Genomic DNA, 23,052 nt, shown 5'->3' with positions numbered 1-23,052 from the left:
GACACACCTGCCTCCTGAGGGAATGACAGGCCAACGGTGCAGCCACGACCTTCGAAAAATCTTTGTGTTGGACGGACGGCTCGCCAGGGCTCCGTGCGACCCGATGGCGCTGAGCGGAACGCGCCGGGTGTTACCGGGGCAGATAGGCGCGGACCGTAGTTCCGTTGGGGCTGTTGGCCTCCACCACCACCGAGCCGCCGGCCTCCTCGATGGTCTCGCGGACGATGTCGAGGCCGACATGGCCCGCAACCCGTTGCGGGGGAACGGGGTCGGGGCCGCGACCGTCATCGGACACCTCGAGGTGGACGGCATCCGAGGTGATCGACAGGTGCACGCTCAGGGTCGTGGCGTGGGCGTGCTTGGCGACGTTCACCACGGCCTCGCGTGCCACGCGATAGATCAGGCCCGCGCTCACCGGGTCCAGGCCGTGGTCGGGATCGAGCTCGAGTCCGACCGCTACCCCCCGGCGGCCCAGGCCGGTGGTGAGGTCACGGATGGCGGCGTCGAGTCCTCCTTCGTACGCGGTGACGGGGAACAGGTCTGCCACGATGTCCCGCAGTCGCTGCACGTCCCGGCGCAGGATCTCGGCGCCACGGTCCACCGTCCCGTCCAGGCGTCCACCGTCCCTGCCGACGGACTCCAGGGCGACCGCGACGCCGGACAGGTCCTGGATGACGTCGTCGTGCAGGTCCTGGGCGAGTCGGCGGCGCTCGAGCTCGACGGCCCTGACGGTCTGGGCGAGCAGGCGGGTGCGCGAGCGTCGGATGCTGCTGACCCTGCGCGCCAGGCCCACGGCAAGGGGCAGCTGGGACAGCGCGAGCGTGCCCAGAGCCAGCATCCCCACCGGCGCCATCTGGGCGACCAGCTCGCTGCGTTCCCGCTCCACGAGGACCAGGGGGAGGTACAGCTCGTAGACCACGTCCTGACCTGCGGCCGAGGGCAGCAGGGTGTAGACCTCGACCAGGCCGTTGGGCGCCGTCTCGAACAGGTTCTCGCCCTCGGCGAGGTCGGAGATCGAGGAGACGGCCGGACCTCCCGGCCTGAGCTTGTCGAACTCGAGGTCCGAGGCGAAGTTGCGTCCGATGAGCCGGTGCTCGTCGGAGTAGAGGACGACGCCGTCGATCGACCAGATCTTGACGCGGGCGAGGGAGCCGTCGCTCATCCGCGGAACCAGTCGGCGGTCCATGTCGGAGATGGCCTCTGGATCGCCGGCAAGCAGCCCATCGGTGACCCCGGGCGCCAGGAGTCGCCGTGCGATGCTGGCGCCGTCCAGGGCGGCGCTGTCCAGGGCGTGCTGCTCGGCGATGCGGCCGAGGGCGTAGAAGGTGGGCGCCGACACCAGGACGAGGGCGACGGCGCCGTAGATGAGGTACCGGGCGACCGCTCGCCGGACCTCGGCGGTCTCCGACGGTCTCGGTCGGGCCAGCCTCATCAGCGGGGGTCGACGCGTCGTTGCATCGCGGGTCGGTCGATCGTCACCAGGCCTAGCTGGGCGGCGATGACGACCGCCTCGAGCTGGCTGTGCGCATTGAGCTTCGTGAGGATCGACTGCACGTAGCTGCGGCACGTGCTGCTCGAGATGTTGAGCTGTCTTGCGATGTGCTTCACGTCTTCGCCACGGGCGAGCAGGGTGAGCACGTCGGTCTGACGTTCGCTGAGCCGCACCGTGACGGGAGGCGGCGCCCCGGCCTCGGCGATGAGATTCATCATGAGGCGAGGGTCTACCGCGATGTGGCCGGGCGACGCGGTCCGGATGGCGTCGAGCATGTCCGCGAGGGTGCCGTCCTTGGACAGGAACCCGCACGCGCCGGCGATCAGGGCATCGCCGGCGAACTCGGGCTTGGCATGCGCCGTGAGGATGATGACCCTGGCGAAGGGGTCCATGTGCATGATCTGGCTGGTGGCCTCCAGACCCGTCGCGTCCGGCAGCTCGAGGTCCATCAGGACGAGCTCGGGCCTCAGCTCGCGGAACATGGAGACCCCCGCCGCAGCAGTGGTCGCGTGTCCCACGCTCGTGAGGTCGGGCTCACGGTCCAGCGCGTTGGCGAGGAGCTCGGCGAAGGTGACGTGGTCGTCCACGACGAGGATGCGCGTGCCCGGGCTGGCGGCAGTCACCGCGAGCGACCCTCCTCGGCCTCGACGACAGGACCGTGGCCGGCGCCTGCGACGATCTGCCGAAGAGGACCGACCAACTCGATTGTCAGGCCGTGCGGGCGGACGCGGCTCCACCATTCGACGGGGCTCCGACGCGGTTCAGCAGGCTCGACAACGCCCCCCGCGCTTCCTCGAAGGGCAGGGAGGGACTGGCAGCACGCCCTCGGTTGGGGTCGTCGGGACCCGCCGTCTGGCTCGCGCCTGCCACCGAGTGCAGGCTGACGACGGCGTCGAGCAGATGGCTCAGCTCGTGGTCGGCTTCGTTGGCGCCACGCAGCAGCCGCACGTAGATCTCCTGCAGCACGCGCCCAGGTGCACATCCGAGCTCACGGGCGAACACCCGACGGCAGTCGTTGTAGGCGCGCAGCCCCTCGGCGTGGAACCCGAGCCTCTCGATGCTGGACAGGTAGGCGATCCAGGCAGCCTCGTCGAGGGCGTCGTGACGCAGGGCCAGCAGTGCCCAGTGCCGGGACAGGGCCGGCGCGAGGTCCATGACCTTGGTGGCGCCTTGCACGAGCTGGGAGCGCAGCCGGCCGGCGTGGAGGCGTCGCAGGTCCACCAGCCACTCGAGGTCACCCTCCTCCGGCAGCACGACGGCGTCACCGAGCGAGGCCGCCTCCACGAACAGGGGCAGTGCCTGGGCGGCCGGGGTGCGCGCGTCGCTGGCGAGGCGCACCAGCCGGGCGTAGCGGTCGAGGTCGAGGTCGACCCGCGACATGTCGATGGTGTAGCTCCCGGCGACCGAGCCGATGACGTCGCCCGCGCCGGGGGCGGCCGCCTGCAGGTGCTTGCGCAGGACGCAGGTGTACGTCTCCAGGTTGGCTTTCGACCCCCGTGCGCCCTCGCCCTGCCACAGCATGGCGACGAGCTTGTCCTTGGAGACCGGGGCGCCGCCGTGGGCGAGCAGGGCCTCGAGGATGAGCCGGGGCTTGGTCCCTCCCAGCTGTCGTGGACCCACGCTTACCGCGCCGACCCGCAGGTGGAAGCCGCCGAGGAACGCCACCTCCAGCCGGTCCTGCGTGGTGCCTGTCCGCGGCGTCGTGCGGACGCTGGTGCTGGTGCTGCTCACTGTCGTGGTCATGGACCCCTCCCTCACTGGATCGAGGGTGGCGCACCGGCGCCGCTCGCGCCTGCTGCATTTCGATCACGTGACCACCCCCAAATCGCTGTGGTCCGCAAGGGCCAGCCGTCATGGTCCGCCGGGACTAGTCACCGCAGGTATGGCGCGTGGCCGGCCACGCGCCATACCTGCTCTATCCTTGGCGACGGATGAGTCGGCCAGGCGGTCGCGTCGGTGGGCAACCACCGCCGAGGAACGTCCGGGCTCCACAGGGCAAGGTGGTGGCCAACAGCCACCCGGGGTGACCCGCGGGACAGTGCCACAGAGAACAGACCGCCACGGTGGACCACGCAGCTCCGGTTGCGCAGGCACCGCGGTAAGGGTGAAACGGTGGTGTAAGAGACCACCAGCGGGCCAGGTGACTGGTCCGGCTCGGTAAACCCCACCTGGAGCAAGCTCAGACAGTGTGCGTTCGAGGGCGGCCCGCCCGAGCACACGGGTAGAGCGCTGGAGGCAGTCGGCAACGGCTGTCGTAGATGGATGACCGTCACCGCGGCCCGGGCAACCAGGCCGCGGGACAGAACCCGGCGTATCGGCCGACTCATCCACTCCCGGGCCCAGCCTGCGGCCCTGTCCCGTCGGCTCGTCCTCGGTCGGCAACCGACCGCAGGACCACCGGGGGCTCCTCGGCATCCTTGGGGCGCTCCTCATCGTCGGGCCGCAGGTGGCTGGGGGTGCCGCGCGCCTCTCGGGCCACCACACGGTGCACTCCATGGATGGTGGCAAGGAGTCCCAGGGTGCTGGCCGCGCCGACGAGGACGTGGGCGGTGATGCTGTCATCGGAGTTCCAGGCGGTGTGCAGCGCCACGGCGGCGGTGAACGCGAGCAGGGACAGGGCCACCGCCCGCCTACGGTGCCGAGCGGTGGGGATGCGCCAGAGCGCTGCGACGGTGACCCCCGTCCAGGCGACGTGACCGGTGGGGGAGAGCAACGCCCTCAGCTGCAGGGTCCCGTCGACCGAGGACAGGCTGCCGTCGCGCAGGAGGGCGGTGAACCCGTAGCCCATGGTCTCCAGGGCGGCGAACCCCATGCCGCTCGCGACGCCGACGACGACGCCGACATGGGGGTGGCGGCGAGCGAGCGCCAGCAGGACCACCCCGGGCACGATGAGCTTGGAGGTCTCCTCGATCATGCTCACGACGGGCCTGTTTGACAGGATCCCCGCGCCCGGCAGCGCTGGGCCCACGGCGTACTCGAGGCTGGCGGCGGCCAGGGTTCCCACGACGCCGCCCACGCTGGCGAGCGCGAGGAGCCACCCGCCGGGCACGATCAGGGCTTCACCACCCTGGGCAGCGAAGAGCATGACCGAGAGCGGGACCACGGCGGACCCGAGAAGAAGGAGCGAGGGGAACAGGTTGGGGTTGCTCGTGGTCCTGAGCTCGGAGAGCTCGAGGAGGTATGCGGCCGCCCCCACCACCAGGACCCAGAACCAGGTCGTGCGACGCAGGATCCGCAGCAGCCTGGCCCTCGTGGCGGACGGTGAGACGACTCCGAGACGACTTAAGGGTTCGGCCTCGGTCGGCGGCGCGCCGTGGCCCGCCGCGGTCCGGGGCGGCTGAGAGGTGGCCACGTCAGCGACCTCTGCTGGCCCGCGAGGTGAGGGCGAACCCGAGCACGACTCCGACGTTGGACGCCAGGCGTTTCCAGGTCAGGCGCTGCATGTTCGTCATGGCCTTTCGTCAGCTCCCCTCGACGGCCTGCCTGGGTGTGGCCACGGAACCAGCAGCGTCACGAACCCGACGCTGCCGCACGCAGCCGTGGCAGCACAGGGACGAAGGACCTCAGACCACGTCGAGCGCTGGAACAGCGGCATCTACAGGGCCGCAGTGGTCGAGGCTGCGAGTGACATGGCCCGACACCGGCCACAGGTGGCTGCCGCCGAGCCCCGCCATGACGGGCGTGGCTGGTGCTGCGTGCCCGCGGCGCGCAGGCGCAGAACGCGCGGCGAAGACTCGATGTCGGTTGAATGGTTCCCGCACACGGCTTCCAATGGGAGGGCGTGGACGAACCACTGATCCACGCTCGGGCCTGTCACGGGTAAAGAGGACGGAGACGATCATCAGCACGAACCGGACGGCCCTGGCGCCCTCTTCGGTCGAGGCCGCGTGAACTATCCCCTCGTGGTGGCCACCAGCCTCCTCTCCACGATCTTCTTCGCCGTCTCGACCGCCCTGAAGCACCGCAGTGCGACCACGCTCCCGCCCACGAGCGGTCAGGGAGCGGCAGGGCTCGGCCGCTTCCTCGCCTCGACCTTGAGCCACCCGTGGTGGATCGCAGCCCTGGTGGCCGATGCCATCGGGTTCACGATGCAGGCCTACGCACTGCACATCGGTGCGGTCTCGGTCGTCCAACCCCTCCTGGTGACCGCGTTGCTCACCTCGCTGGTCGTCGACCACCTGAGCAAGGGCACGCGAATGACAAGGCGTGAGTGGGCCTGGGGCGGGCTGCTGGTCGCCAGTCTCGTGGGCTTCCTGTTCGTGTCGGGTGCGTCCTCCCCGCACCAGGTCCACCACGCAGCGGATCGCGGACCTGCAGCCGTCTGTGCAGCCTTGGCAGGCGTGCTGGCGGTGGTCTGCGTGGTGGCTGCCCGACGGGCTCCCGCCCACCGCGCGCCGCTGCTCGGGGTCGCGGTCGGGACGATGTATGCGTGCACCGCGGTGCTGATCAAGGCGACCACCGAGGTGCTGGGCAACGCCGGCGTGCTGGCGATGCTCACGAGCTGGCAGCTGCCGGTGCTCGTGGCGTGCGGGGTGTCCGGCCTGCTCCTGGCCCAGCTCGCCTTCCGCTCAGGGCCGTTGCACAGCAGCCTGTCGGTCATCGCCACCGTCGACCCGCTGCTGAGCGTGGCTCTCGGCGTCGTCGTGTACGACGAGCAGCTTCGGACCGGGGTGCTGGCGGTGGCGGGGCAGGTCGTGCTGCTGGTCGCGCTGGTGATCGCGGCGAGCGCGTTGAGCCGGCTCAACGCCGTCAACAGCACCCCGGGAGCGGTGCCGGGGTGAGCTCAGGCGTCGCGTCGGCGCAGGAGCAGTGCCGCCGCCAGGACAGCCGTCATCGGGGATGGCTGCTGCGGGGAAGGGTGTGCCCCCGGAAGAAGGCTGGTGCGACACGCCACTGCACCGCCAGCAGCAACAGCCCGAACAGGAGCGACCCGATGCCCACGACGGCAACCGCGCCGATGCCGAAGATGGTGACGTTCGCCCCGGCGGCGTCCGTGAGGTTGTCGGGCTTGGCATAGGTGATCGTGGCGTAGACGAACATGAAGAACAGGAAGAGCCCACCTGTGAGTGGCAGGAGCCCGCGCATCGCGAGGTGGCGCCAGGACGAGGTCAGGGTGCGCCGGTAGAACCAGGCGCAGGCGACCCCGGTGAGCCCGTAGTAGAAGGCGATCTGCAGCCCGATGGCGCCGATCAAGGCCAGCAGGATGTTGGGACTGATCCACGTCATGAGCAGGTAGAAGGCAGCGGAGACCAGGCCCATGCCGACGGTTGCCCATGTCGGGGTGAGGAACCGGGGATGCATCCGTTCGAACCTGCGGGGGATCGCGCGGTAGGCGGCCATAGAGAGCGCGGTCCTCGCGGTCGGCAGGATGGTGGTCTGGGTGGAGGCGGCGGCCGACGAGAGGATGGACAGGGACAGCAGGGCCATGCCGACGTGACCCAACACGCTGGAGCCGTACAACGAGGGCCCGATCGCGTTGAAGACGTCGCTGGCGTTGTCGGCGTTGCCCAAGCCGATCCCCTTGGTGCCGGTGCCCGCGAAGGCCACGGCGGCGGTGGAGACGAGCAGGTAGGTCACGAGGAGCAGGACCGTCGACATGACGGCTGCCTTTCCCGGGGTTCGTCCCGGGACGTCCGCCTCCTCGTTGGTCGCGACGGCCGTGTCCCAGCCCCAGTAGATGAACACGGCGATGAGAACGGCCGGGGCGATGACGTTGGTCAGGGACAGGCCTCCGGGCCACAGCCATGACAAGGAGGGATGTGCCGAACCTGGCGGAGGGCTGCTCGAGTAGACGCGGACCAGGGCGATGACGGCGAAGAGGAACAGGGTGAGGATCTCGGCCCCCAGCAGGGCGTACTGGATGCGCGTCGACAGCTCGATCCCGCGGTAGCAGATGTACGTCATGATGGCGATCCACGCCAGCCCTGCGACGGTGGACCAGAAGGTGCTGGTCGAGAGCGAGTTGTGCAGGCCGAACTCGTCCAGCAGCTGGAAGCTGTAGGAGCCCGCGATCTGGGCCAGGTTCGCCATGACGATGATGTCGGCGATGATGATCCCCCAGCCGCCCATCCACCCCGTCAGCGGGCCGAATGCGCGCGTCGCCCACGTGAACGTCGTGCCGCAGTCCGGTTCGGCCTCGTTGAGCTCGCGGTAGGCGACGGCGATGAAGTACATGGGGACGAAGGCCAGCAGCATGATCGCTGGTGCCTTGAGTCCTGCGCCTGCGGCCACCACCAGGCCGAGGCTGGCCGCCAGGGAGTAGGCGGGGGCGGTCGAGGCCATTCCCACGACGACGCTGGACACGAGGCCGAGGGCGCCGCGTTTGAGCCCTTTGTCATGGACCTGGTCGCGGTGCGGTACCGGGGCAGTGGTCGTCATGAGGCGTACCTCCGAAGCTGCTGGTCGCTACGGTGCAGGTTCGCGCACTCGCCCGCGCCGTGGACTGCGGCTCGGGGAGGTCGTGGACCACCTCAGGCTAGGCATGCTGGCTGTGGAATGGCTGAAAGTCTTCTGTGGATCTGGACGCCGACCTGCTCCTCGACCGCGTGGGCCGGCAGGGAGCGGCTACTCGGTCTCGAGCACGGGAGAAGGTTCGACCGCCCTGACCCCGGCCGGCGACGGCTGGCGGGTCGAGAGAGCGACCAGCCCGGCGATGAGGAGCGCGGCCGCGATGGTGACGGGACCGTCGCCGAGTCCCAGGCCGTTGCCGAGGGCAGGGGGCTTGCCCAGCCAGTCGGCCACCGAGGCGCCGAGCGGGCGGGTGAGGACGTAGGCGGTCCAGAAGGCAGCGATGGCGTTGAACCCCAGGCGCCATGCCACCAACGGCACGGCGATCATCACCGCGAACACCACGGCCGAGGCGAGGTACCCCAGGTGCATCGTGTATGCGGTCAGGTCACCTGCCGCCGTGCCGAGGGCGAACGTCGCGAGCACGGTGAGCCAGTAGAAGATCTCCCGCCGGCGGGTGGTGATGGTGTGGATGGACAGGGTCCCCTCGACGCGGTGCCACACGAGGAACAGCACCACGACGGAGGCGAGGAAGAACGGCGTGGACACGGCATACGGCACGCCGAGGCCGACGTGCAGCCCGTCAGCGGCCATGGTGCCGAACACGGCGACCATCGCGACGGCGGTCCAGTAGGTCCCCGCATGGTGGGTACGGCGACGCAGCTGCAGCCACAGGCTGACGACGATCCCCACCGTGCCGAGCAGGCCGGCCAGCACGAGATTGGTCTTGGCCAGGTAGTCGGAGGCCGACTCACCCATCCCCGTCGTGAGGACCTTGATGAGCCAGAAGGTCGCGCCGACCTCGGGGGCCTTCGTCGCGGCGTACTGGGTCGCGGCGTACCGACCCGAACCGCGCATCCGGGCGCCGGGCGAGGTCACGCGTCCTTCCTGCTCGAGCGGGGACGCTCGCCGGGACTGGTCACGGGGGAAGCCACGCGGTGGGCCTTTCGGGAGAACGGGAACCGGACGTCGAGCTCGGCCCCCACCCTGACCCGGGATCTCTGAGAGCACCCTGAGCGCAGGTCGGCGTCTGCCTCCGTGGAGGCGACTCCGGATTTAGCCGAAGATCCGGGTGATGTCCTCCAGGCGACCGGGGACGAGGGTGAACCAGGCCCACGTGCCGCGTCGTTCGCGGGTCAGGACGCCCGCCTCGACCAACACCTTGAGGTGGTGGGAGACCGTCGGCTGGGACACCCCGACGACCTCGGTCATGTCGCACACGCACGCCTCCTGGCGCGGCGCGTTGGCGATGATCGACAACAGCTGCAACCGCACCGGGTCGGCAACTGCCTTGAGCAGCAGCGCAGAGCGCTCGGCGTCCGCGCGGGGCATGGCAGCGACGCGCACGCCACAGGTGGTGGCCCCAGCGGAAGGAGGGAGCTGCTCCAGCACCACGCTCTGCTTGGCCATGACCCTCCTCGGTGAACGTTCCTTGAATCGACGTTCGCCTATGTTGACACACGTCGATGGGACCTGCCACGCTCCGATTCATCGAGACAGCTCGATGCAATGGCCGCGCCGCACCCAGCGTGCCCGGTACCCCACCGAGAAGGGTCCCTCTCCGTGCCTGCGCCAGCACCGTCCGCCAGCTCCGCCACGGGTTCGGAACCCGCCGGCGTCAGCGGCAGGCTCTCCACCCTCGACCGCTACCTGCCCGTGTGGATCGGGTTGGCCATGGTCGCCGGGTTGCTGCTGGGCCGCCTCGTGCCTGGCCTCGGGAGCGCCTTGTCCGCCGTCGAGGTCGACGGGGTGTCCCTGCCCATCGCGCTCGGGCTGCTCGTGATGATGTACCCGGTCCTGGCCAAGGTGCGCTACGACCGTCTGGACTCGGTCACCGGCGACAAGCGGCTCCTCGTGGGCTCCCTGGTCCTGAACTGGGTCGTCGGACCGGCGCTCATGTTCGCCCTGGCGTGGATCTTCCTGGGCGACCTGCCCGCGTACCGCACCGGCCTCATCATCGTGGGGCTGGCCCGCTGCATCGCCATGGTCATCATCTGGAACGACCTCGCCTGCGGTGACCGCGAGGCCGCAGCCGTCCTGGTCGCGCTCAACTCGGTCTTCCAGGTCGTCGCCTTCGCGGGCCTGGGCTGGTTCTACCTCTCGGTCCTCCCCGGCTGGCTGGGCCTGTCCCAGACCGGGATCGACGCCTCGACCTGGGACATCGCCCGTTCGGTGCTGATCTTCCTCGGCGTGCCCCTGGTGCTCGGGTTCCTGTCCCGACGCCTGGGCGAGCGTCAGCGCGGGCGTGAGTGGTACGAGGCGGAATTCCTTCCGCGGGTGGGTCCGTGGGCGTTGTACGGACTGCTCTTCACCATCGTCATCCTCTTCGCCCTCCAGGGCGACGCCATCACCTCCAACCCGCTCGACGTGGTTCGGATCGCCTTGCCGTTGCTGGTCTACTTCGCCGTCATGTGGGGCGGCGGCTTCGCATACGGGGCGGCGTTCGGACTCGGCTACGAGCGCACCACGACCCTGGCGTTCACCGCTGCGGGCAACAACTTCGAGCTGGCCATCGCCGTCGCCATCGCCACCTTCGGAGTCGCTTCCGGCCAGGCCCTCGCCGGGGTCGTCGGGCCGCTCATCGAGGTCCCCGCACTCGTCGCCCTCGTCTACGTCAGCCTGGCCCTGCGCCGCCGTTTCGCCGCGCCCGCGACACCGACCACACGGAAGGCTCTGCACCCCCATGAGTGACAAGCCCAGCGTCCTGTTCGTCTGCGTCCACAACGCAGGCCGGTCCCAGATGGCCGCCGCATACCTCCACCACCTGTCCGGTGGAGCGGTGGAGGTCCGCTCCGCCGGCTCTGCGCCGGCCGGACAGGTGAACCCGTCCGCCGTCGAGGCGATGGCCGAGGAGGGCATCGACATCCATGCGGAGAAGCCCAAGGTGCTGACCGACGACGCGGTGCAGGCGTCCGACGTCGTCGTCACGATGGGCTGTGGCGACACCTGTCCCATCTACCCCGGGAAGCGTTACGAGGACTGGGATCTCGAGGATCCGGCCGGCCAGGGTCTCGAGGCCGTACGACCCATCCGCGACGAGATCAGAAGGCGCATCCAAGGCCTGCTCGACGAGCTCGGCGTCCCGCTCGCGCAGTCCTGACTGCTTCGGCGGTGGGGACACCACCGAGACGGTCAGGCGTGGTCAGGTCAGGCGCAGGCGACCATCAGCGTCTCGTCGGCGACCAGCGTGCCCCCGGTGCGCGCACCGCGGGCCTGTCCGGCCTCGCCCGTCCCCATCACGCGGGAGACGTATGCGGCGCCGCCGGAGACCGCGATGACGGGCACCGACTCCGATGGGCCGGTGGCGCGGCAGGTCCAGGTGTTCGTGATCTGCGCGGTCCCACCCTTGACCATGATCAGCGCCGTGTCGGTGCCGTCGGAGAAGTCGGTCGGGCGGGGGGTGCCGAAGTTGAGCGTCGTGTTGGTGAACGAGACCCCGCCACCCTGGACGACGATGAGGGCACCCGTGGCGGGGTCGTCCAGGTGGCGACCTTCGACGACGCAGTCGCTGATGTCCAGGCCGCCGTGCCGCAGCGCGGGACCCTCGACCAGGATGGCGCGAGCTCCGCTACGGGTGGTCAGGAACAGGTGGCGCACGGTGGTCTTGGCCAGATGGCTGAAGCGCATGAGGAAGGTGCCGCGGCCGGTCCGGGCCGAGCCGTGGTGCAGGTCCCCGCTGACCCAGAGCGTGTTGTCGCAGCCGCGCAGGGTGAACTGCGTGTCGCGGGCGCCCATGCAGCGCCAGGAGCCCTTCGTCGTCACCTGGGTCATGGAGAACGGCTCGACGGGCGTCCCGAGGACGTGCTTGAAGCCGTGGAACGACAGCGTGTCGAGGGTGGCGCCGTAGCAGGTCCCCGCGGAGGAGGGGTGGTGGTAGAACTGCGTCGCTGCGTTGGTGGACGTGAACGTGATCCCGGCGACCATGACGTTGTAGGTCGTGGCGGTCCCGACGAGCCACGACGCAGCCCCGGTGCCGCAGTCGAGGGTGACGGTGCACCGGCCCGGTGCCTGGGGGGCGGTGGTGCCGACCGGCCCGGCTCCCCGCAGCCCCTGTTCCGGCCCGAGGATGCGCATCCCGGAGAAGGTGGTGCGGCTCTGGGTGAAGCGGTGGTCGCGGGCCGAGAGGCGGATCGCGCGGCGGGGTGAGGAGACCCGGGCGATGTCGATGGCGGCGGTGAGCTTCTCGTCGTCGGTGCCTGAGAAGGCATCGAGGTGGACGTCGTCGTTGGCAGCGACCCCGGAGGTGGGGGAGTCCTGGGCGCCGGTCAGGATCGCTGCGAACGACGGACGGGTGGTGCTTGTCCCAACAGACATCGGGGGATCTCCGTTGCTTCATCGAGGTCGTGGTGACTGGGGGTCACCACGACTCGCGGTTCGGGGGCTCCGCGACCCCTCCATCGTGAGGACGTGCCGGCACCGGGGTCCAGACTCTTGGTCAAGACTTGAAGGTCGTCTCGTCCGTTCGTCCAGCGCGGGCTCCCCTGTCCGGGGTCTGGGCAGGGGAGCAGATGAGCCCTAACGGGTGACCAGCAGGGTGATCGCGACGATGACGATGATGATGACGAGGGCCACCATCAGGCCGAACTCCACCGCCGTGGCACCCCGCTCGTGCGTGGTGGTGTCGGTGGAGCGTGCAACCAGCCGGTTCCTCATGGGTGTTCCTTCGTCGACAGCAACCCGGACGTACGGACGTTGGGGGGACACCCAGTATCGCCTGCCGATGCGTCCTGCGGCCAACCCCCGGCCCGTCGCTCGGCCACACGAGGCGTGCCTGTCACCGTCTGTCGCCCTACGGTGGGGACATGCGGATCACCCACCTCGGACACGCCTGTCTCCTCGTCGAGCTCGCCGGCACGCGCATCCTGCTCGACCCCGGCACCTTCTCCCCGGAGGCGCAGCACCAGCGCGACCTCGACGCGGTGCTCGTCACCCACCAGCACCCGGACCACCTCGACGTGGAGAACCTGCCCGCCCTGCTGGAGGCCAGCCCGGGCGCCCAGCTCGTGACCGATCCGGAGACGTCAGGACAGCTGCAGGACAAGGGGATCGATGCGCGGGCGCTGCGAGCCGGCGACGAGGTCACGGTCAAGTCCGTCACCGTGAGCGGCGTGGGGGAGATGCACGCCCTCATCCACGACGACATCCCGCGGATCCACAACACCGGTATGCGGCTGACCGCCGAGGGTGAGCCGGTGTTCTTCCACCCGGGCGACGCGCTGGACGCCGACCCGGGCCGCGTCGACGTCCTGGCCTTCCCGCTCAGCGCGCCCTGGGCCCGCAGCCGTGACATGACCGGCTTCCTGCGCCGCTTGGCGGCGCCCCACGCCATACCGATCCACGATGCGCTCCTCAGCGAGGTCGGGCGCACGCTCTACCTCACCCAGGCCGGCAACCTCGGCTCACCGAGCACCCAGATCCACGACCTCGCCGGTGGGCAGAGCGCGCAGTTCCAGCCCTGAGGACCGCCCCTCACGCAGGGACACCTCGAGGGGACTGCCCGGTCATCGTTCGGCTCGGCGTCCCCGGAGAAGGCCATGCGTCCGGCGCGGCACCGCTAGCGTCAGGGCATGCCTGACGACCAGATCGCGCTGGGCCTTCGGGGCCTCACCAAACGTTTCGCGACGATGGTGGCCGTCGACCACCTGGACCTCGACGTGCCGCGGGGGTCGTTCTTCGGCCTCGTGGGTCCGAACGGTGCGGGCAAGACCACCACGCTGTCCATGGCCACCGGCCTGCTCCGCCCCGACCAGGGGACGGCGCAGGTCCTGGGTGTCGACGTCTGGACCGACCCGATCGCTGCCAAGTCGCGGATCGGGGTCCTGCCCGACGGGCTCCGGCTGTTCGACCGCCTGACCGGTCGACAGCTGGTGACCTATGCGGGCCTGCTGCGCGGGATGGACCGCGAGCTCGTCGCCCAGCGCAGCGAAGAGTTGCTGGTCGCCCTGGGCCTCACCGACGCCGGCGACAAGCTGGTCATCGACTACTCGGCCGGGATGACCAAGAAGATCACCTTGGCCTGTGCCTTGGTCCACGCCCCGCGGCTGCTCGTCCTCGACGAGCCCTTCGAGGCGGTCGACCCCGTCTCGGCGCGCACGATCCGCGGCATCCTCGAGGACTTCGCCGCGAACGGCGGCACCGTCGTGCTGTCCAGCCACGTGATGGACCTCGTCGAACGCATCTGCACCCACGTGGCGATCATCGCCGCGGGGCAGGTGCGCGCCCACGGCACCATCGACGACGTCAGGGCCGGCATGAGCCTCGACGACCGGTTCCTCGACCTCGTCGGCGGCCGCACGGAAGTGAAGGGCCTCGCGTGGTTGCGCACCTCGTCCGACTGAAGCTCGACCTGCTGCGCAACGGGTCCCGGCGCAGTGCCGCGGCGCTGATCGGGATGGTCCTGGGGATGCTCTACGGCGGAGGCCTGATCCTGGGCGCGCTGATCCTGCTGGTGACCCTGCGCATCCAGGGGGACGCAGAGCTGACCCGCACCCTGGTCACGGTCGGCGGGGCCTTCCTCGTCGCCGGCTGGGCCCTGCTCCCGGTCGTGCTCTTCGGGATCGACCCCACCCTGGACCCGACCCGTTTCGCGACGTTCGCCGTCCGCGAGCGCACGCTCGCCCTGGGGCTGCTCCTCAGTGCCCTCATCGGGCTGCCGGGGGTCGGCACCGTCCTGGTCGTCCTCGGCACGGTGTTCGCCTCCTCGCGATCGCCGTCGGCGCTGCTGGTGGCCCTGGTCGGGGGCGCACTCGGCCTGGCCACCTGCGTCATCGCGAGCCGGGTCGTCTCGGGGGCGGCCTCGGCCGTCCTCGCCTCGCGCCGGGGACGCGACATCGCCGGCGTCGGAGGACTGCTGGTGCTCCTGGCCCTCGGCCCGCTGCTCGCCTTCGTCAACGACGGCGGCCTCACTCGTGAGCGCCTGACGGCGTTGGCAGACCTCCTTGCCTGGACGCCTCTGGGCTGGGCGTGGGCAGCCGCCGGCGACGTCATGCTGGGCGACTGGGCGTCGGCCGGCATCCGCCTGCTGCTGGCCGCAGCCCTGTGCCTCGTGCTGTTCGTGCTGTGGGAGCGGCTGCTCGTCTCGATCCTGCGCAACCCGCGTGGAGCCGTCGGCGAGGGCGGCGGTGGGCCACACGGTCTGGGGCTCTTCGCGCACCTGCCCGGCACCCCGATGGGTGCCATCGCCGCCCGCGCCGGCACCTACTGGGTCCGGGACCCGCGGTTCAACTTCCCGGCGATCATGACGATCCTGCTCCCGGCGGGACTGCTCTTCCCGGGACTGGGCGGCGAGGGGTCCGCGGTCTTCCTCGCCCTGATGCCGCTCGTCTCCGCCTACCTCATCGGCTGGGGTCAGCACAACGACGTCGGTTACGACTCCACCGCGTTCTGGCTGCACGTGGTCTCTGGGGTCGACGGTGTCGCCGACCGGGTGGGTCGGCTGTTCCCGTCAGGGCTGATCGCCCTCGTCTGCGTGCCCGGCTACGCCCTGCTGGGGCCCGTCGTCGGAGGTTCGTGGGCGCTGTTCCCGGCCGCCCTGGGCACGGGGACCGCGGTGGTGCTCAACGGTTTTGCCGTCGCGTCGATCACCAGCGCGGTCAAGCAGTATGCCGTGCCGTCGCCGGGGGAGAGCCCGTTCAGCAACCGCCCGGGATCGGTCGGGGTGACCTTCGCCGTGCAGACCGTGTGCGGTGGCGCCGTGATGGCCTTGTCGCTGCCCGAGATCGTCCTGTTCGGGCTCGCGCTGTTCGGCTACGGCTGGGCGGCCTGGGTGGCGCTCGTGGTGGGCCCGGTGCTCGGGGTGGTGGCGTTCGTCGTTGCCGTCCGCATCGGTGCAGGTCTGTTCCGCACCCGACAGGCCGACCTGTTCCAGGACCTCGTGTCGATGCGCTGAGGCCTCCCGCCTACTTCTGGCGGCGGGCGTGCTCCTCCTGCGCGAGGTGGGCTGCACCGATGATGCCGGCCTTGTTCTGGAGGGTGGCGGCCACGATGGGCGTCTTGAGGTCGAGCAGCGGCAGGAACTGCTCCGCGTCCTTGGACACCCCGCCACCGACGACGAACAGCTCGGGCCAGAGCAACGCCTCGACCTGGCTGTAATAGCGCTGCAGCCGTTTCGCCCACTCGGGGTAGCTCAGCCCCTCCTTGTCCTTGATGGAGGACGCGGCGCGCGACTCTGCGTCGAACCCGTCGATCTCGAGGTGGCCGAGCTCGGAGTTGGGGATGAGCTTGCCGTCGAAGATCAGGGCAGAACCGATGCCGGTGCCGAGGGTCGTCATGACGACGAGGCCCTTCTGGCCCTTGGCCGCCCCATAGTGCAGCTCGGCCACACCGGCGGCGTCCGCGTCGTTGACCAGGACGATGTCGTGGCCCAGCACCTTCTCCAGCATCGGCTCGGCGTCGTAGTCCAGCCACGACTTGTCGATGTTGGCTGCCGAGCGCACAACCCCGTGCGTGACGACCCCGGGGATGGTGACCCCGATGGGCGAGTCGCCCCGGACGTCCTCGAAGTGGTCGACGATCTGGTTGATGACCTCGGCGACGGCCTCGGGGGTCGAGGCCGTCGGGGTGTCGATGCGCATCCGCTTGGCGGCGAAGGAACCGTTCTCGAGATCGACGGGCGCGCCCTTGATGCCGCTGCCCCCGACGTCGATCCCGAGGGGGAGCCCCTGCTTGGCGTGCTTGGACATGGTGTGCCGCCTCCTTGCGGTCGCCGCGTGCTCCGGGTGGTGGAGCGCTACGGCAGGGTCAGGATCTCGTTGCCGCTCTCGGTGATGAGGATGGTGTGCTCGAACTGCGCCGAGCGTCTGCGGTCCTTGGTGACCACGGTCCAGCCGTCGTCCCACATGTCCCACTCGGGGGTGCCGAGGTTGAGCATCGGCTCGATCGTGAAGGTCATGCCGGGCTCGATGATCGTGGCGTAGGACGGGGCCGCGTCGTAGTGCGGGATGATCAGGCCGCCGTGGAAGGCCGTGCCGATGCCGTGGCCGGTGAAGTCCCGGACGACGCCGTAGCCGAAGCGCTTGGCATAGCTCTGGATGACCCGCCCGATGATGTTGATCTCCCGGCCGGGCACGGCTGCCTTGATGCCGCGCATCATGGCCTCGTGGGTGCGCTCGACGAGCTGCCGCGACTCGTCGTCGACGTCCCCGCACAGGTAGGTGGCGTCGGTGTCGCCGTGGACCCCGCCGATGAAGGCGGTGATGTCGATGTTGACGATGTCACCGTCCTCGAGCCGGCGGCTGTCGGGGATGCCGTGGCAGATGACCTCGTTGACCGAGGTGCACAGCGACTTCGGAAAGCCCTTGTAGCCGAGCGTCGATGGGTAGGCGCCGTGGTCCATCAGGAACTCGTGGCCGACCCGGTCGATCTCGTCGGTGGTCACGCCGGGGGCGATCACGGCAGCGGCGGCGGCCATGGCCTGGGCCGCGATCCGGCCGGCGATGCGCATCCGCTCGATGGTCTCGACGTCCTTGACGTCACCGCCCTCCTCCCGTTTGGGGGCGGGTCTGTCTACGTACTCCGGTCGCTCGATGGTGGCGGGGACGGCGCGGCGTGGCGACACCTCGCCCGGGGCCACACTTGCGTGCGTCTTCGGCATACGGTGGAGTCTAGAGAGGTCAGCAGATCCGTCGAGTTGGAGGGCACCCCCATGGCTTACTGGTTCAACGTCGATACCCGTCAGGTCGAGACTGACGACAGCAAGAGCCAGGGCGACCACGTCATGGGTCCGTACGACTCCCACGAGGCCGCGGCGTCGGCCCTCGAGACGGCGAAGGCGAAGACGGACCAGTGGGACGCCCAGGACCGCGCGTGGGAAGAGGGCGCCACCGAGGACTGACGCCTCAGTCGTTGAGGCGGTGCACCGACACGGCATACCCGCCGCCGGGCACCCAAGGAGTCTTCTCCCAGGTGGCGTAACGCTGCAGCATCGCCAGCCCGGCGACCTCGCAGGCGCGGTCGTAGTCCTCCAGCGGTGTCACGGGGCACCCCGTCGGCAGGTGCGCCGCGTCGAGGCCGAACCCTGCCACGAGCACACCGCAGGGCTGCAGGTGGGCCGTCACGCGCTCGATGGCGTCCAGGAGCGTGCCGGGGGCGAGCAGCGGCACGACGTTGCCCGCCATCACCACGACCTCGAACGCCTGGGAGCGCAGCTGGAGCCGGCTCAGGTCCTGGCGGACCCAGGTCGTGGCCGGGTCGCGCCGCCTGGCGACATCGACCATCTCGGCGTCGGCATCGACCCCGACGCAGTGGTAGCCGAGGGCGGTGAGCTGGGTGGCGACGCGCCCCGTCCCGCACCCCGCGTCGAGCACCCGCACGGGGGGCGCCATGAGGGAGGCGACGAAGGCCGCTTCGCCGTGGATGTCCATCCCCTGGGCCGCGAGGTCGTCGAAGCGCTGCTGGTAGGCCGTGGCGGCACCGGGTCCGCCGGACACCTCCGACCAGCGGGTGCGGGGCTCCATCTCGGTCATCCTCGTGCCTTTCGTGTCCCGCCGGTCCGGGGCCGGTGCGGCGGTCTGGGTCCAGCCTAGATTCGGTTGGGAGGCAATGGAACCCGCGGTCAGCCCAGCTCGCGCAGACCCGGCAGCACCCGGTCGGCGAAGGTCGAGAGGAACCGTGACTGGTCGGCGCCGGGGCCGTGGAACACGAGGTGGTTGAAGCCGAGGTCGACGTAGGGCTTCACGGCGGCCACGACCTCCTCGGGGTCGTCGGTGACGATCCAGCGCGAGGCCACCTGCTCGTCGGGGAGCTCGTCGCCGAGCCGCTCCATCTCCAGGGGGTCGCTGGTGCCGTGCTTCTGCTCCGGGGTGAGCGACAGGGCGGCCCAGAAGCGACAGTTCGCTACCGCCTGCTCACGGTCCGGGTCCCAGGACAGCTTGACCTCGAGCATCCGGTCGAGGTCTTCGCGGGTGCGGTCCGACTTGCCCAGCCCCTCGTCGACGGCCGGGAGCAGCTTGTCGCGGTAGAGCTCCTCGCCCTTCCCGGAGGTGCAGATGAAGCCGTCACCCGCCCGACCGGCATACCGGGCGACCAGGGGGCCGCCGGCGGCGACGTAGATCGGCACGGGCTGCTCGGGCTTGTCGTAGATCGTCGCGTCGGTCGTGCGGTAGTAGTCGCCCTCGAAGGTGACGCGGTCCTCGGTCCAGAGCAGGCGCATCAGCGTCACGGCCTCGCGCAGCCGGGCGAACCGCTCCTTGAACTCCGGCCACTGCTCGACCGACCCGACGACGACCTCGTTGAGCGCCTCCCCGGTCCCGATGCCGAGCATGACGCGGCCGGGCTGGAGGGCGCCGAGGGTGCCGAACGCCTGGGCGACGACGGCCGGGTTGTAGCGGAACGTCGGCGTCATCACCGAGGTGCCGAGCTGCACCCGTTCGGTGCGCTCACCGAGCGCGGCGAGCCAGGCCAGGGAGAACGGCGCGTGCCCGCCGTGGTGGCGCCAGGGCTGGAAGTGGTCGGAGACCATCACGCTGTCCAGCCCCACCTGCTCGGCCTGGACGGCGAAGTCCAGCAGGTCGCGGGGCGAGAACTGTTCGGCCGAGGCCTTGTAACCGATGCGCAGCGTCATGGCCCAACCGTATGCCGCGCGTGCCCGGCCCGCGCGGCCGCGTCACAGACCCCGCAGTCCTTGGGTCGAGGTGAACACGCCGCAGGATCGTCGGCGCGTTCACCTCGACCCACGCCATGCTCGTAGGCATGACTCCGGAGGCGCAGGACCCCACCGATCTCGAGCGGCAGGTCCTCGAGGCGGTCGACGAGCAGACGCTCCTGGCCGACCTGGCCGCCCTCGTGGCACAGGCGCCGGTGGGTGGCAGCGCGGGCGAGGTGGCGGTGCAGCGCTGGTGTGCCGCACGGTTGCGGGAGCTCGGGCTCGACGTCGCGGAGTGGGACGTCGACCTCGACGCGGAGGTGGCGCACCCGGACTTCCCCGGCATGGAGGTGGCGCGCGAGGCGCTGGTCGGCCTCGTCGCCACCCGGGCCCGGGCGGGTGATGTGGGACGACCCGCCCTCGTCCTGTGCGGGCACACCGACGTCGTGCCCGTCGAGGACCCGGCCCGGTGGCGGACCGACCCCTTCGTGCTGCACGTCGCCGACGGCACGGCAACGGGTCGCGGTGCCTGCGACATGCTCGGCGGCGTCGCCGCGATCATCGCGGCCGTCCGTGCCCTCGCCACCACGGCAGCCGCCCCCGAACGTCCGCTCGCAGTGCACCTCGTCAGCGGTGAGGAGGACGGGGGCGTGGGCGCCTTCGCCACCTTGCGAGCGGGGCACCTGGGAGCGGCCTGCCTCATCGCGGAGCCGACCGGGGGCGCGGTGATCCCCGCGAACGCCGGGTCACTGACCTTCCGCCTGGAGCTCGACGGGCGCGCGGCGCACGGCTCGACCCGCACCCTCGGCGAGAGTGCGCTCGACCACCTGGAGGTGGTCCAGTCCTGCCTGCGCGACCTCGAGCGTCGCCGGAACGCCGACGCACCAACAGATTTCGCCCATCTCGACCTGGTCGCCCCGATCTCTGTTGGCATGCTCCGGTCGGGCACCTGGGCGAGCACGGTTCCCGACCTGCTCGTGGCAGAGGGACGGTACGGCGTCCTGCCGGACGAGCCACTAGGGACGGCACGGAAGGTGTTCGAGGAGGCGGTTGCCGCGCTGGGGGAGCAGGACCCGTGGTTGGCCGAGCACCCGGTGCGGGTCTCGTGGCCGGGCGGCGCCTTCGCGTCCGGCTCGTTGCCGTCGGGTGACCCCCTCCTCGGCGAGACGCTGGCCGCGGCCGCGGAGGCAGGCGCACCGCCCCCGCGCGTCGAGGGCGCACCCTACGGCTCGGACCTGCGCCACTACGCCGCCCACGGGGTGCCCACCGTGCAGTACGGCCCGGGGGAGTTGGGTCAGGCGCATGCCGTCGACGAGTCGGTGCCCGTCGACGAGCTGGTCAGCTGCGCCCGGGCCTACGCGCTCCTGGCGCTGCGGCGGTGCTGGGCACCGCCGCAGCAGGCGGACTAGAAGACGATCCCGCGGGCGGCGAACCGGCTCTTGACGAGGGAGGCCGCGGCGGCACCGTCCTTGGCGAGCGCCTCGGTGTAGGTCGCCTTGGCCGCTGCCGAGAAGCTCGTGCCGGGCGCGTAGCGGAACTGGCTGTTGATCAGCGTGCGGTCCCAAGCCGTCGTGGGCTTGCCCATGGCCTGGTAGCCCTTGCGGATCTCCCACAACGCCTGGCTCCAGATCTGGCCGTCGTAGTGGACCTCGCCCTTCTTGTCGGCCACCGTGAGGTTGAGGTCGAACCGCCGGATGCAGTGCGGCGCCGCGGTGTACGACGTGGAGTCCCAGTCCATCGGGCAGGCCTCCTGCGCCTTGACCGGCCAGCCGTACTGCTTCGCCGCAGCCAGCCCGACGGAGACGGCGAAGTAGTCGCCGAAGGACTCGCCGATCGATCCGGCCTCCTCGCTCGTGCCGTATCCCGGGACCTGGGAGGCGTGCACGGCGTGGCCGTACTCGTGGACGATCACCTCTGCGTCCTCGGCGTCGTCGACCCCGCCCTTGCCCAGCCGCACGCGGTAGGGCTTGTCGGTCTGGTAGGAGTTGTCGCCGCCGTACTGGTCGACCTTGACGTCGAACGACTGGTGGACGATGCCCGGCAGGGTCGAGCCGAAGCCCAGCGACTGCAGGTACTCCTGGGCCTGGTTCACCCAGAAGTAGGCCATCACCTGCTCGAACTGGTCCTGGTGCCGGGTGTATCGGAAGGTGTTGGTGCTGCTGTATGCCGGCGTGCCAGTGGCGGACGCGACCGTCGCCCACTCCCCGCGCAGGTAGCCCGAGCCGTCGAGGTTGCGGATCGGCACGGTGGCGTACGCCGACGCCGGGACGGCGGCGTCCGAGTCGTTCTGGTCGGTGAGCGACTGGTCACCGGAGGACTGCACCGGGTTGACCATGAAGACCGAGCCGGAGCCGGTGGTGGTGTCGGTGGCCTTGCCGGCGTGGGCGGGTGCGGCCGCCACGCACAGGGCGAGGGCGGTGGCACCGACTGCGGCGACGGCCGCGGTGCGTCGGGTACGAGTCACGAGGTCCTCCGAGGACTGGGGTGCGTTGGCGCCGGTCCGGGTCGGACGGGCGTCCTCGGGGGACGTTAGCCCTGCTCGCGCGGCGGATGGCTCCTACAGGTGGAGGAGTTCTGCCGCGGCCGCATCACTCCGCGAACGAGTGCTCGGCCGCCGGGAACGCGCCCGAGGCGACGTCGGCGGCATACGCGGCGGCGGCCCGGGCCAGCTCGCCGCGCAGGTCCGCGTACTTCTTGACGAAGCGGGGCGCCTTGCCGCCGCGCAGCCCCGCCATGTCCTGCCAGACGAGGACCTGGGCGTCGCACTCCGGTCCGGCGCCGATCCCGATCGTGGGGATCGACAGGACCTCGGTGACGCGGGCAGCCAGCGGCGCCGGCACCATCTCCATGACGACCGCGAAGCAGCCGGCCTCCTGCAGCGCCAGGGCGTCCTCGACCAGGCGGTCTGCGGTGTCGCCGCGACCCTGCACCTTGTAGCCGCCGAGCACGTGCTCGCTCTGCGGGGTGAACCCGATGTGCCCCATGACCGGGATGCCGGCCCGCACGAGCAGCTCGACCTCGGGCACCATCGACGCGCCGCCCTCGAGCTTGACCGCGTGCGCCATGCCCTCCTTCATGAAGCGGGTCGCGGTGGCCAGGGCCTGCTGCGGGCTGGCCTGGTAGGAGCCGAAGGGCAGGTCGGCGACGACCATGGCGTGCTTGGCCGCCGAGGTCACCGCACGCACGAGCGGCACGAGGTGGTCTACGGTCACGGGCACCGTCGTCTCGAACCCGTAGACGTTGTTGCCGGCGGAGTCGCCGACGAGCAGGACCGGGATGCCGGCCTCGTCGAAGATCTCCGCGGAGTACATGTCGTAGGCGGTGAGCATCGCCCACTTCTGCCCGCGCTCCTTCATGGCCTGCAGGTGCGGGATGCGCACGCGCCGCTGGGGCGCAGCCTGCACCCCGGTGCCGTAGGGGGCGGTGACCTCGGAGGTGGCCGTGGGGGAGGTGGGCTGCTCACTCATGACCG

General features: G+C 70.5%; 23 protein-coding genes and 1 other RNA gene. 9 read left to right on the top strand and 15 right to left on the bottom strand.

Features of this window, described 5'->3' with window-relative positions:
* Positions 1 to 130 precede the first annotated feature (130 nt).
* The 3 genes from ABEG17_RS19750 to ABEG17_RS19740 form a co-directional block, all read right to left on the bottom strand.
* Positions 131 to 1,432 carry a sensor histidine kinase gene (locus ABEG17_RS19750; protein ID WP_406831203.1) on the bottom strand — a complete coding sequence of 434 codons (1,302 nt, stop codon included), beginning with the start codon at positions 1,430 to 1,432 and terminating at the stop codon, positions 131 to 133.
* The gene (locus ABEG17_RS19745) at positions 1,432 to 2,115 is read right to left on the bottom strand and encodes a response regulator (protein ID WP_406831202.1); all 684 of its coding nucleotides are present in this window, start codon (positions 2,113 to 2,115) and stop codon (positions 1,432 to 1,434) included. The genes ABEG17_RS19750 and ABEG17_RS19745 overlap by 1 nt, the downstream gene beginning before the upstream one ends.
* 85 nt (positions 2,116 to 2,200) lie before the next feature.
* Complete coding sequence (locus tag ABEG17_RS19740; RefSeq protein WP_406831201.1) at positions 2,201 to 3,235, bottom strand: BTAD domain-containing putative transcriptional regulator; 1,035 nt, start codon at positions 3,233 to 3,235, stop codon at positions 2,201 to 2,203.
* A 189-nt stretch (positions 3,236 to 3,424) separates the two neighbouring features.
* Between ABEG17_RS19740 and rnpB the strand changes: the two genes are divergently transcribed.
* An RNA gene (gene rnpB / locus ABEG17_RS19735) (RNase P RNA component class A) lies at positions 3,425 to 3,822 on the top strand.
* On the opposite strand, the gene ABEG17_RS19730 is transcribed toward rnpB, so the two are convergent.
* Positions 3,816 to 4,844 (bottom strand): PrsW family intramembrane metalloprotease, encoded by a 1,029-nt coding sequence (locus ABEG17_RS19730; protein WP_406831200.1) that lies wholly within the window; start codon positions 4,842 to 4,844, stop codon positions 3,816 to 3,818. The two genes, rnpB and ABEG17_RS19730, sit on opposite strands and share 7 nt — an antisense overlap.
* Positions 4,845 to 5,379: 535 nt before the next feature.
* Here ABEG17_RS19730 and ABEG17_RS19725 point away from each other — a divergent pair.
* Complete coding sequence (locus ABEG17_RS19725; RefSeq protein ID WP_406831199.1) at positions 5,380 to 6,273, top strand: DMT family transporter; 894 nt, start codon at positions 5,380 to 5,382, stop codon at positions 6,271 to 6,273.
* Positions 6,274 to 6,322: 49 nt separating this feature from the next.
* Here the strand turns inward: ABEG17_RS19725 and ABEG17_RS19720 are convergent, their stop codons facing one another.
* The 3 genes from ABEG17_RS19720 to ABEG17_RS19710 form a co-directional block, all read right to left on the bottom strand.
* A complete protein-coding gene (locus ABEG17_RS19720; protein WP_406831198.1) occupies positions 6,323 to 7,870 on the bottom strand; it encodes an APC family permease in 1,548 nt (515 codons plus the stop codon).
* Between the two features lie 186 nt (positions 7,871 to 8,056).
* A complete protein-coding gene (locus ABEG17_RS19715; RefSeq protein WP_406831197.1) occupies positions 8,057 to 8,878 on the bottom strand; it encodes a hypothetical protein in 822 nt (273 codons plus the stop codon).
* Between the two features lie 177 nt (positions 8,879 to 9,055).
* Positions 9,056 to 9,409, bottom strand: coding sequence for an ArsR/SmtB family transcription factor (locus tag ABEG17_RS19710; RefSeq protein WP_406831196.1), 354 nt, complete (start codon positions 9,407 to 9,409; stop codon positions 9,056 to 9,058).
* A gap of 153 nt (positions 9,410 to 9,562) precedes the next feature.
* Between ABEG17_RS19710 and arsB the strand changes: the two genes are divergently transcribed.
* Both arsB and ABEG17_RS19700 read left to right on the top strand, forming a co-directional pair.
* Entirely contained in the window at positions 9,563 to 10,690 is a 1,128-nt protein-coding gene (gene arsB, locus ABEG17_RS19705; protein ID WP_406831195.1) for an ACR3 family arsenite efflux transporter, read from the top strand.
* Positions 10,683 to 11,099: an arsenate reductase ArsC gene (locus ABEG17_RS19700; protein ID WP_406831194.1), complete on the top strand. Its 417-nt coding sequence runs from the start codon at positions 10,683 to 10,685 to the stop codon at positions 11,097 to 11,099. Before arsB ends, ABEG17_RS19700 begins: the two co-directional genes overlap by 8 nt.
* 47 nt (positions 11,100 to 11,146) lie before the next feature.
* On the opposite strand, the gene ABEG17_RS19695 is transcribed toward ABEG17_RS19700, so the two are convergent.
* A complete protein-coding gene (locus ABEG17_RS19695) occupies positions 11,147 to 12,313 on the bottom strand; it encodes a hypothetical protein (protein WP_406831193.1) in 1,167 nt (388 codons plus the stop codon).
* A gap of 201 nt (positions 12,314 to 12,514) precedes the next feature.
* A complete protein-coding gene (locus ABEG17_RS19690) occupies positions 12,515 to 12,652 on the bottom strand; it encodes a hypothetical protein (protein ID WP_406831192.1) in 138 nt (45 codons plus the stop codon).
* 149 nt (positions 12,653 to 12,801) lie between these two features.
* Here ABEG17_RS19690 and ABEG17_RS19685 point away from each other — a divergent pair, with 149 nt between their 5' ends.
* From ABEG17_RS19685 to ABEG17_RS19675, 3 genes are all read left to right on the top strand, one after another.
* A complete protein-coding gene (locus ABEG17_RS19685; protein ID WP_406831191.1) occupies positions 12,802 to 13,458 on the top strand; it encodes an MBL fold metallo-hydrolase in 657 nt (218 codons plus the stop codon).
* A gap of 108 nt (positions 13,459 to 13,566) precedes the next feature.
* The gene (locus ABEG17_RS19680; protein ID WP_406831190.1) at positions 13,567 to 14,337 is read left to right on the top strand and encodes an ABC transporter ATP-binding protein; all 771 of its coding nucleotides are present in this window, start codon (positions 13,567 to 13,569) and stop codon (positions 14,335 to 14,337) included.
* The gene (locus tag ABEG17_RS19675) at positions 14,313 to 15,887 is read left to right on the top strand and encodes a hypothetical protein (protein WP_406831189.1); all 1,575 of its coding nucleotides are present in this window, start codon (positions 14,313 to 14,315) and stop codon (positions 15,885 to 15,887) included. The genes ABEG17_RS19680 and ABEG17_RS19675 overlap by 25 nt, the downstream gene beginning before the upstream one ends.
* Positions 15,888 to 15,897: 10 nt before the next feature.
* Here ABEG17_RS19675 and ppgK read toward each other — a convergent pair whose 3' ends face one another.
* Together ppgK and map are read right to left on the bottom strand one after the other, a co-directional pair.
* Positions 15,898 to 16,680, bottom strand: a complete 783-nt coding sequence (ppgK, locus tag ABEG17_RS19670) for a polyphosphate--glucose phosphotransferase (RefSeq protein WP_406831188.1) — start codon at positions 16,678 to 16,680, stop codon at positions 15,898 to 15,900.
* A 47-nt stretch (positions 16,681 to 16,727) separates the two neighbouring features.
* Positions 16,728 to 17,591, bottom strand: coding sequence for a type I methionyl aminopeptidase (gene map / locus ABEG17_RS19665; protein WP_406831187.1), 864 nt, complete (start codon positions 17,589 to 17,591; stop codon positions 16,728 to 16,730).
* Between the two features lie 51 nt (positions 17,592 to 17,642).
* Between map and ABEG17_RS19660 the strand changes: the two genes are divergently transcribed.
* On the top strand, positions 17,643 to 17,831 hold the full coding sequence (locus ABEG17_RS19660; RefSeq protein WP_406831186.1) for a methionine aminopeptidase: 189 nt from the start codon (positions 17,643 to 17,645) through the stop codon (positions 17,829 to 17,831).
* 4 nt (positions 17,832 to 17,835) lie between these two features.
* Here ABEG17_RS19660 and ABEG17_RS19655 read toward each other — a convergent pair whose 3' ends face one another.
* Positions 17,836 to 18,453 carry a class I SAM-dependent DNA methyltransferase gene (locus ABEG17_RS19655; RefSeq protein WP_406831185.1) on the bottom strand — a complete coding sequence of 206 codons (618 nt, stop codon included), beginning with the start codon at positions 18,451 to 18,453 and terminating at the stop codon, positions 17,836 to 17,838.
* 98 nt (positions 18,454 to 18,551) lie between these two features.
* Positions 18,552 to 19,559 carry a glucose-6-phosphate dehydrogenase (coenzyme-F420) gene (fgd, locus tag ABEG17_RS19650; RefSeq protein WP_406831184.1) on the bottom strand — a complete coding sequence of 336 codons (1,008 nt, stop codon included), beginning with the start codon at positions 19,557 to 19,559 and terminating at the stop codon, positions 18,552 to 18,554.
* A gap of 128 nt (positions 19,560 to 19,687) precedes the next feature.
* Here fgd and ABEG17_RS19645 point away from each other — a divergent pair, with 128 nt between their 5' ends.
* Positions 19,688 to 20,989: an ArgE/DapE family deacylase gene (locus ABEG17_RS19645; protein ID WP_406831183.1), complete on the top strand. Its 1,302-nt coding sequence runs from the start codon at positions 19,688 to 19,690 to the stop codon at positions 20,987 to 20,989.
* On the opposite strand, the gene ABEG17_RS19640 is transcribed toward ABEG17_RS19645, so the two are convergent.
* Together ABEG17_RS19640 and panB are read right to left on the bottom strand one after the other, a co-directional pair.
* Complete coding sequence (locus ABEG17_RS19640) at positions 20,986 to 22,044, bottom strand: M36 family metallopeptidase (RefSeq protein ID WP_406831182.1); 1,059 nt, start codon at positions 22,042 to 22,044, stop codon at positions 20,986 to 20,988. The two genes, ABEG17_RS19645 and ABEG17_RS19640, sit on opposite strands and share 4 nt — an antisense overlap.
* Positions 22,045 to 22,168: 124 nt before the next feature.
* Positions 22,169 to 23,047, bottom strand: coding sequence for a 3-methyl-2-oxobutanoate hydroxymethyltransferase (gene panB / locus ABEG17_RS19635; RefSeq protein WP_406831181.1), 879 nt, complete (start codon positions 23,045 to 23,047; stop codon positions 22,169 to 22,171).
* Positions 23,048 to 23,052: the final 5 nt, after the last annotated feature.

This window comes from Pedococcus sp. KACC 23699 (genome assembly GCF_045348425.1).
Lineage (GTDB): Bacteria > Actinomycetota > Actinomycetes > Actinomycetales > Dermatophilaceae > Pedococcus.
The sequence above is the reverse complement of the archived record's forward strand: the minus strand, read 5'-3'. Positions and strand labels throughout refer to the sequence as shown.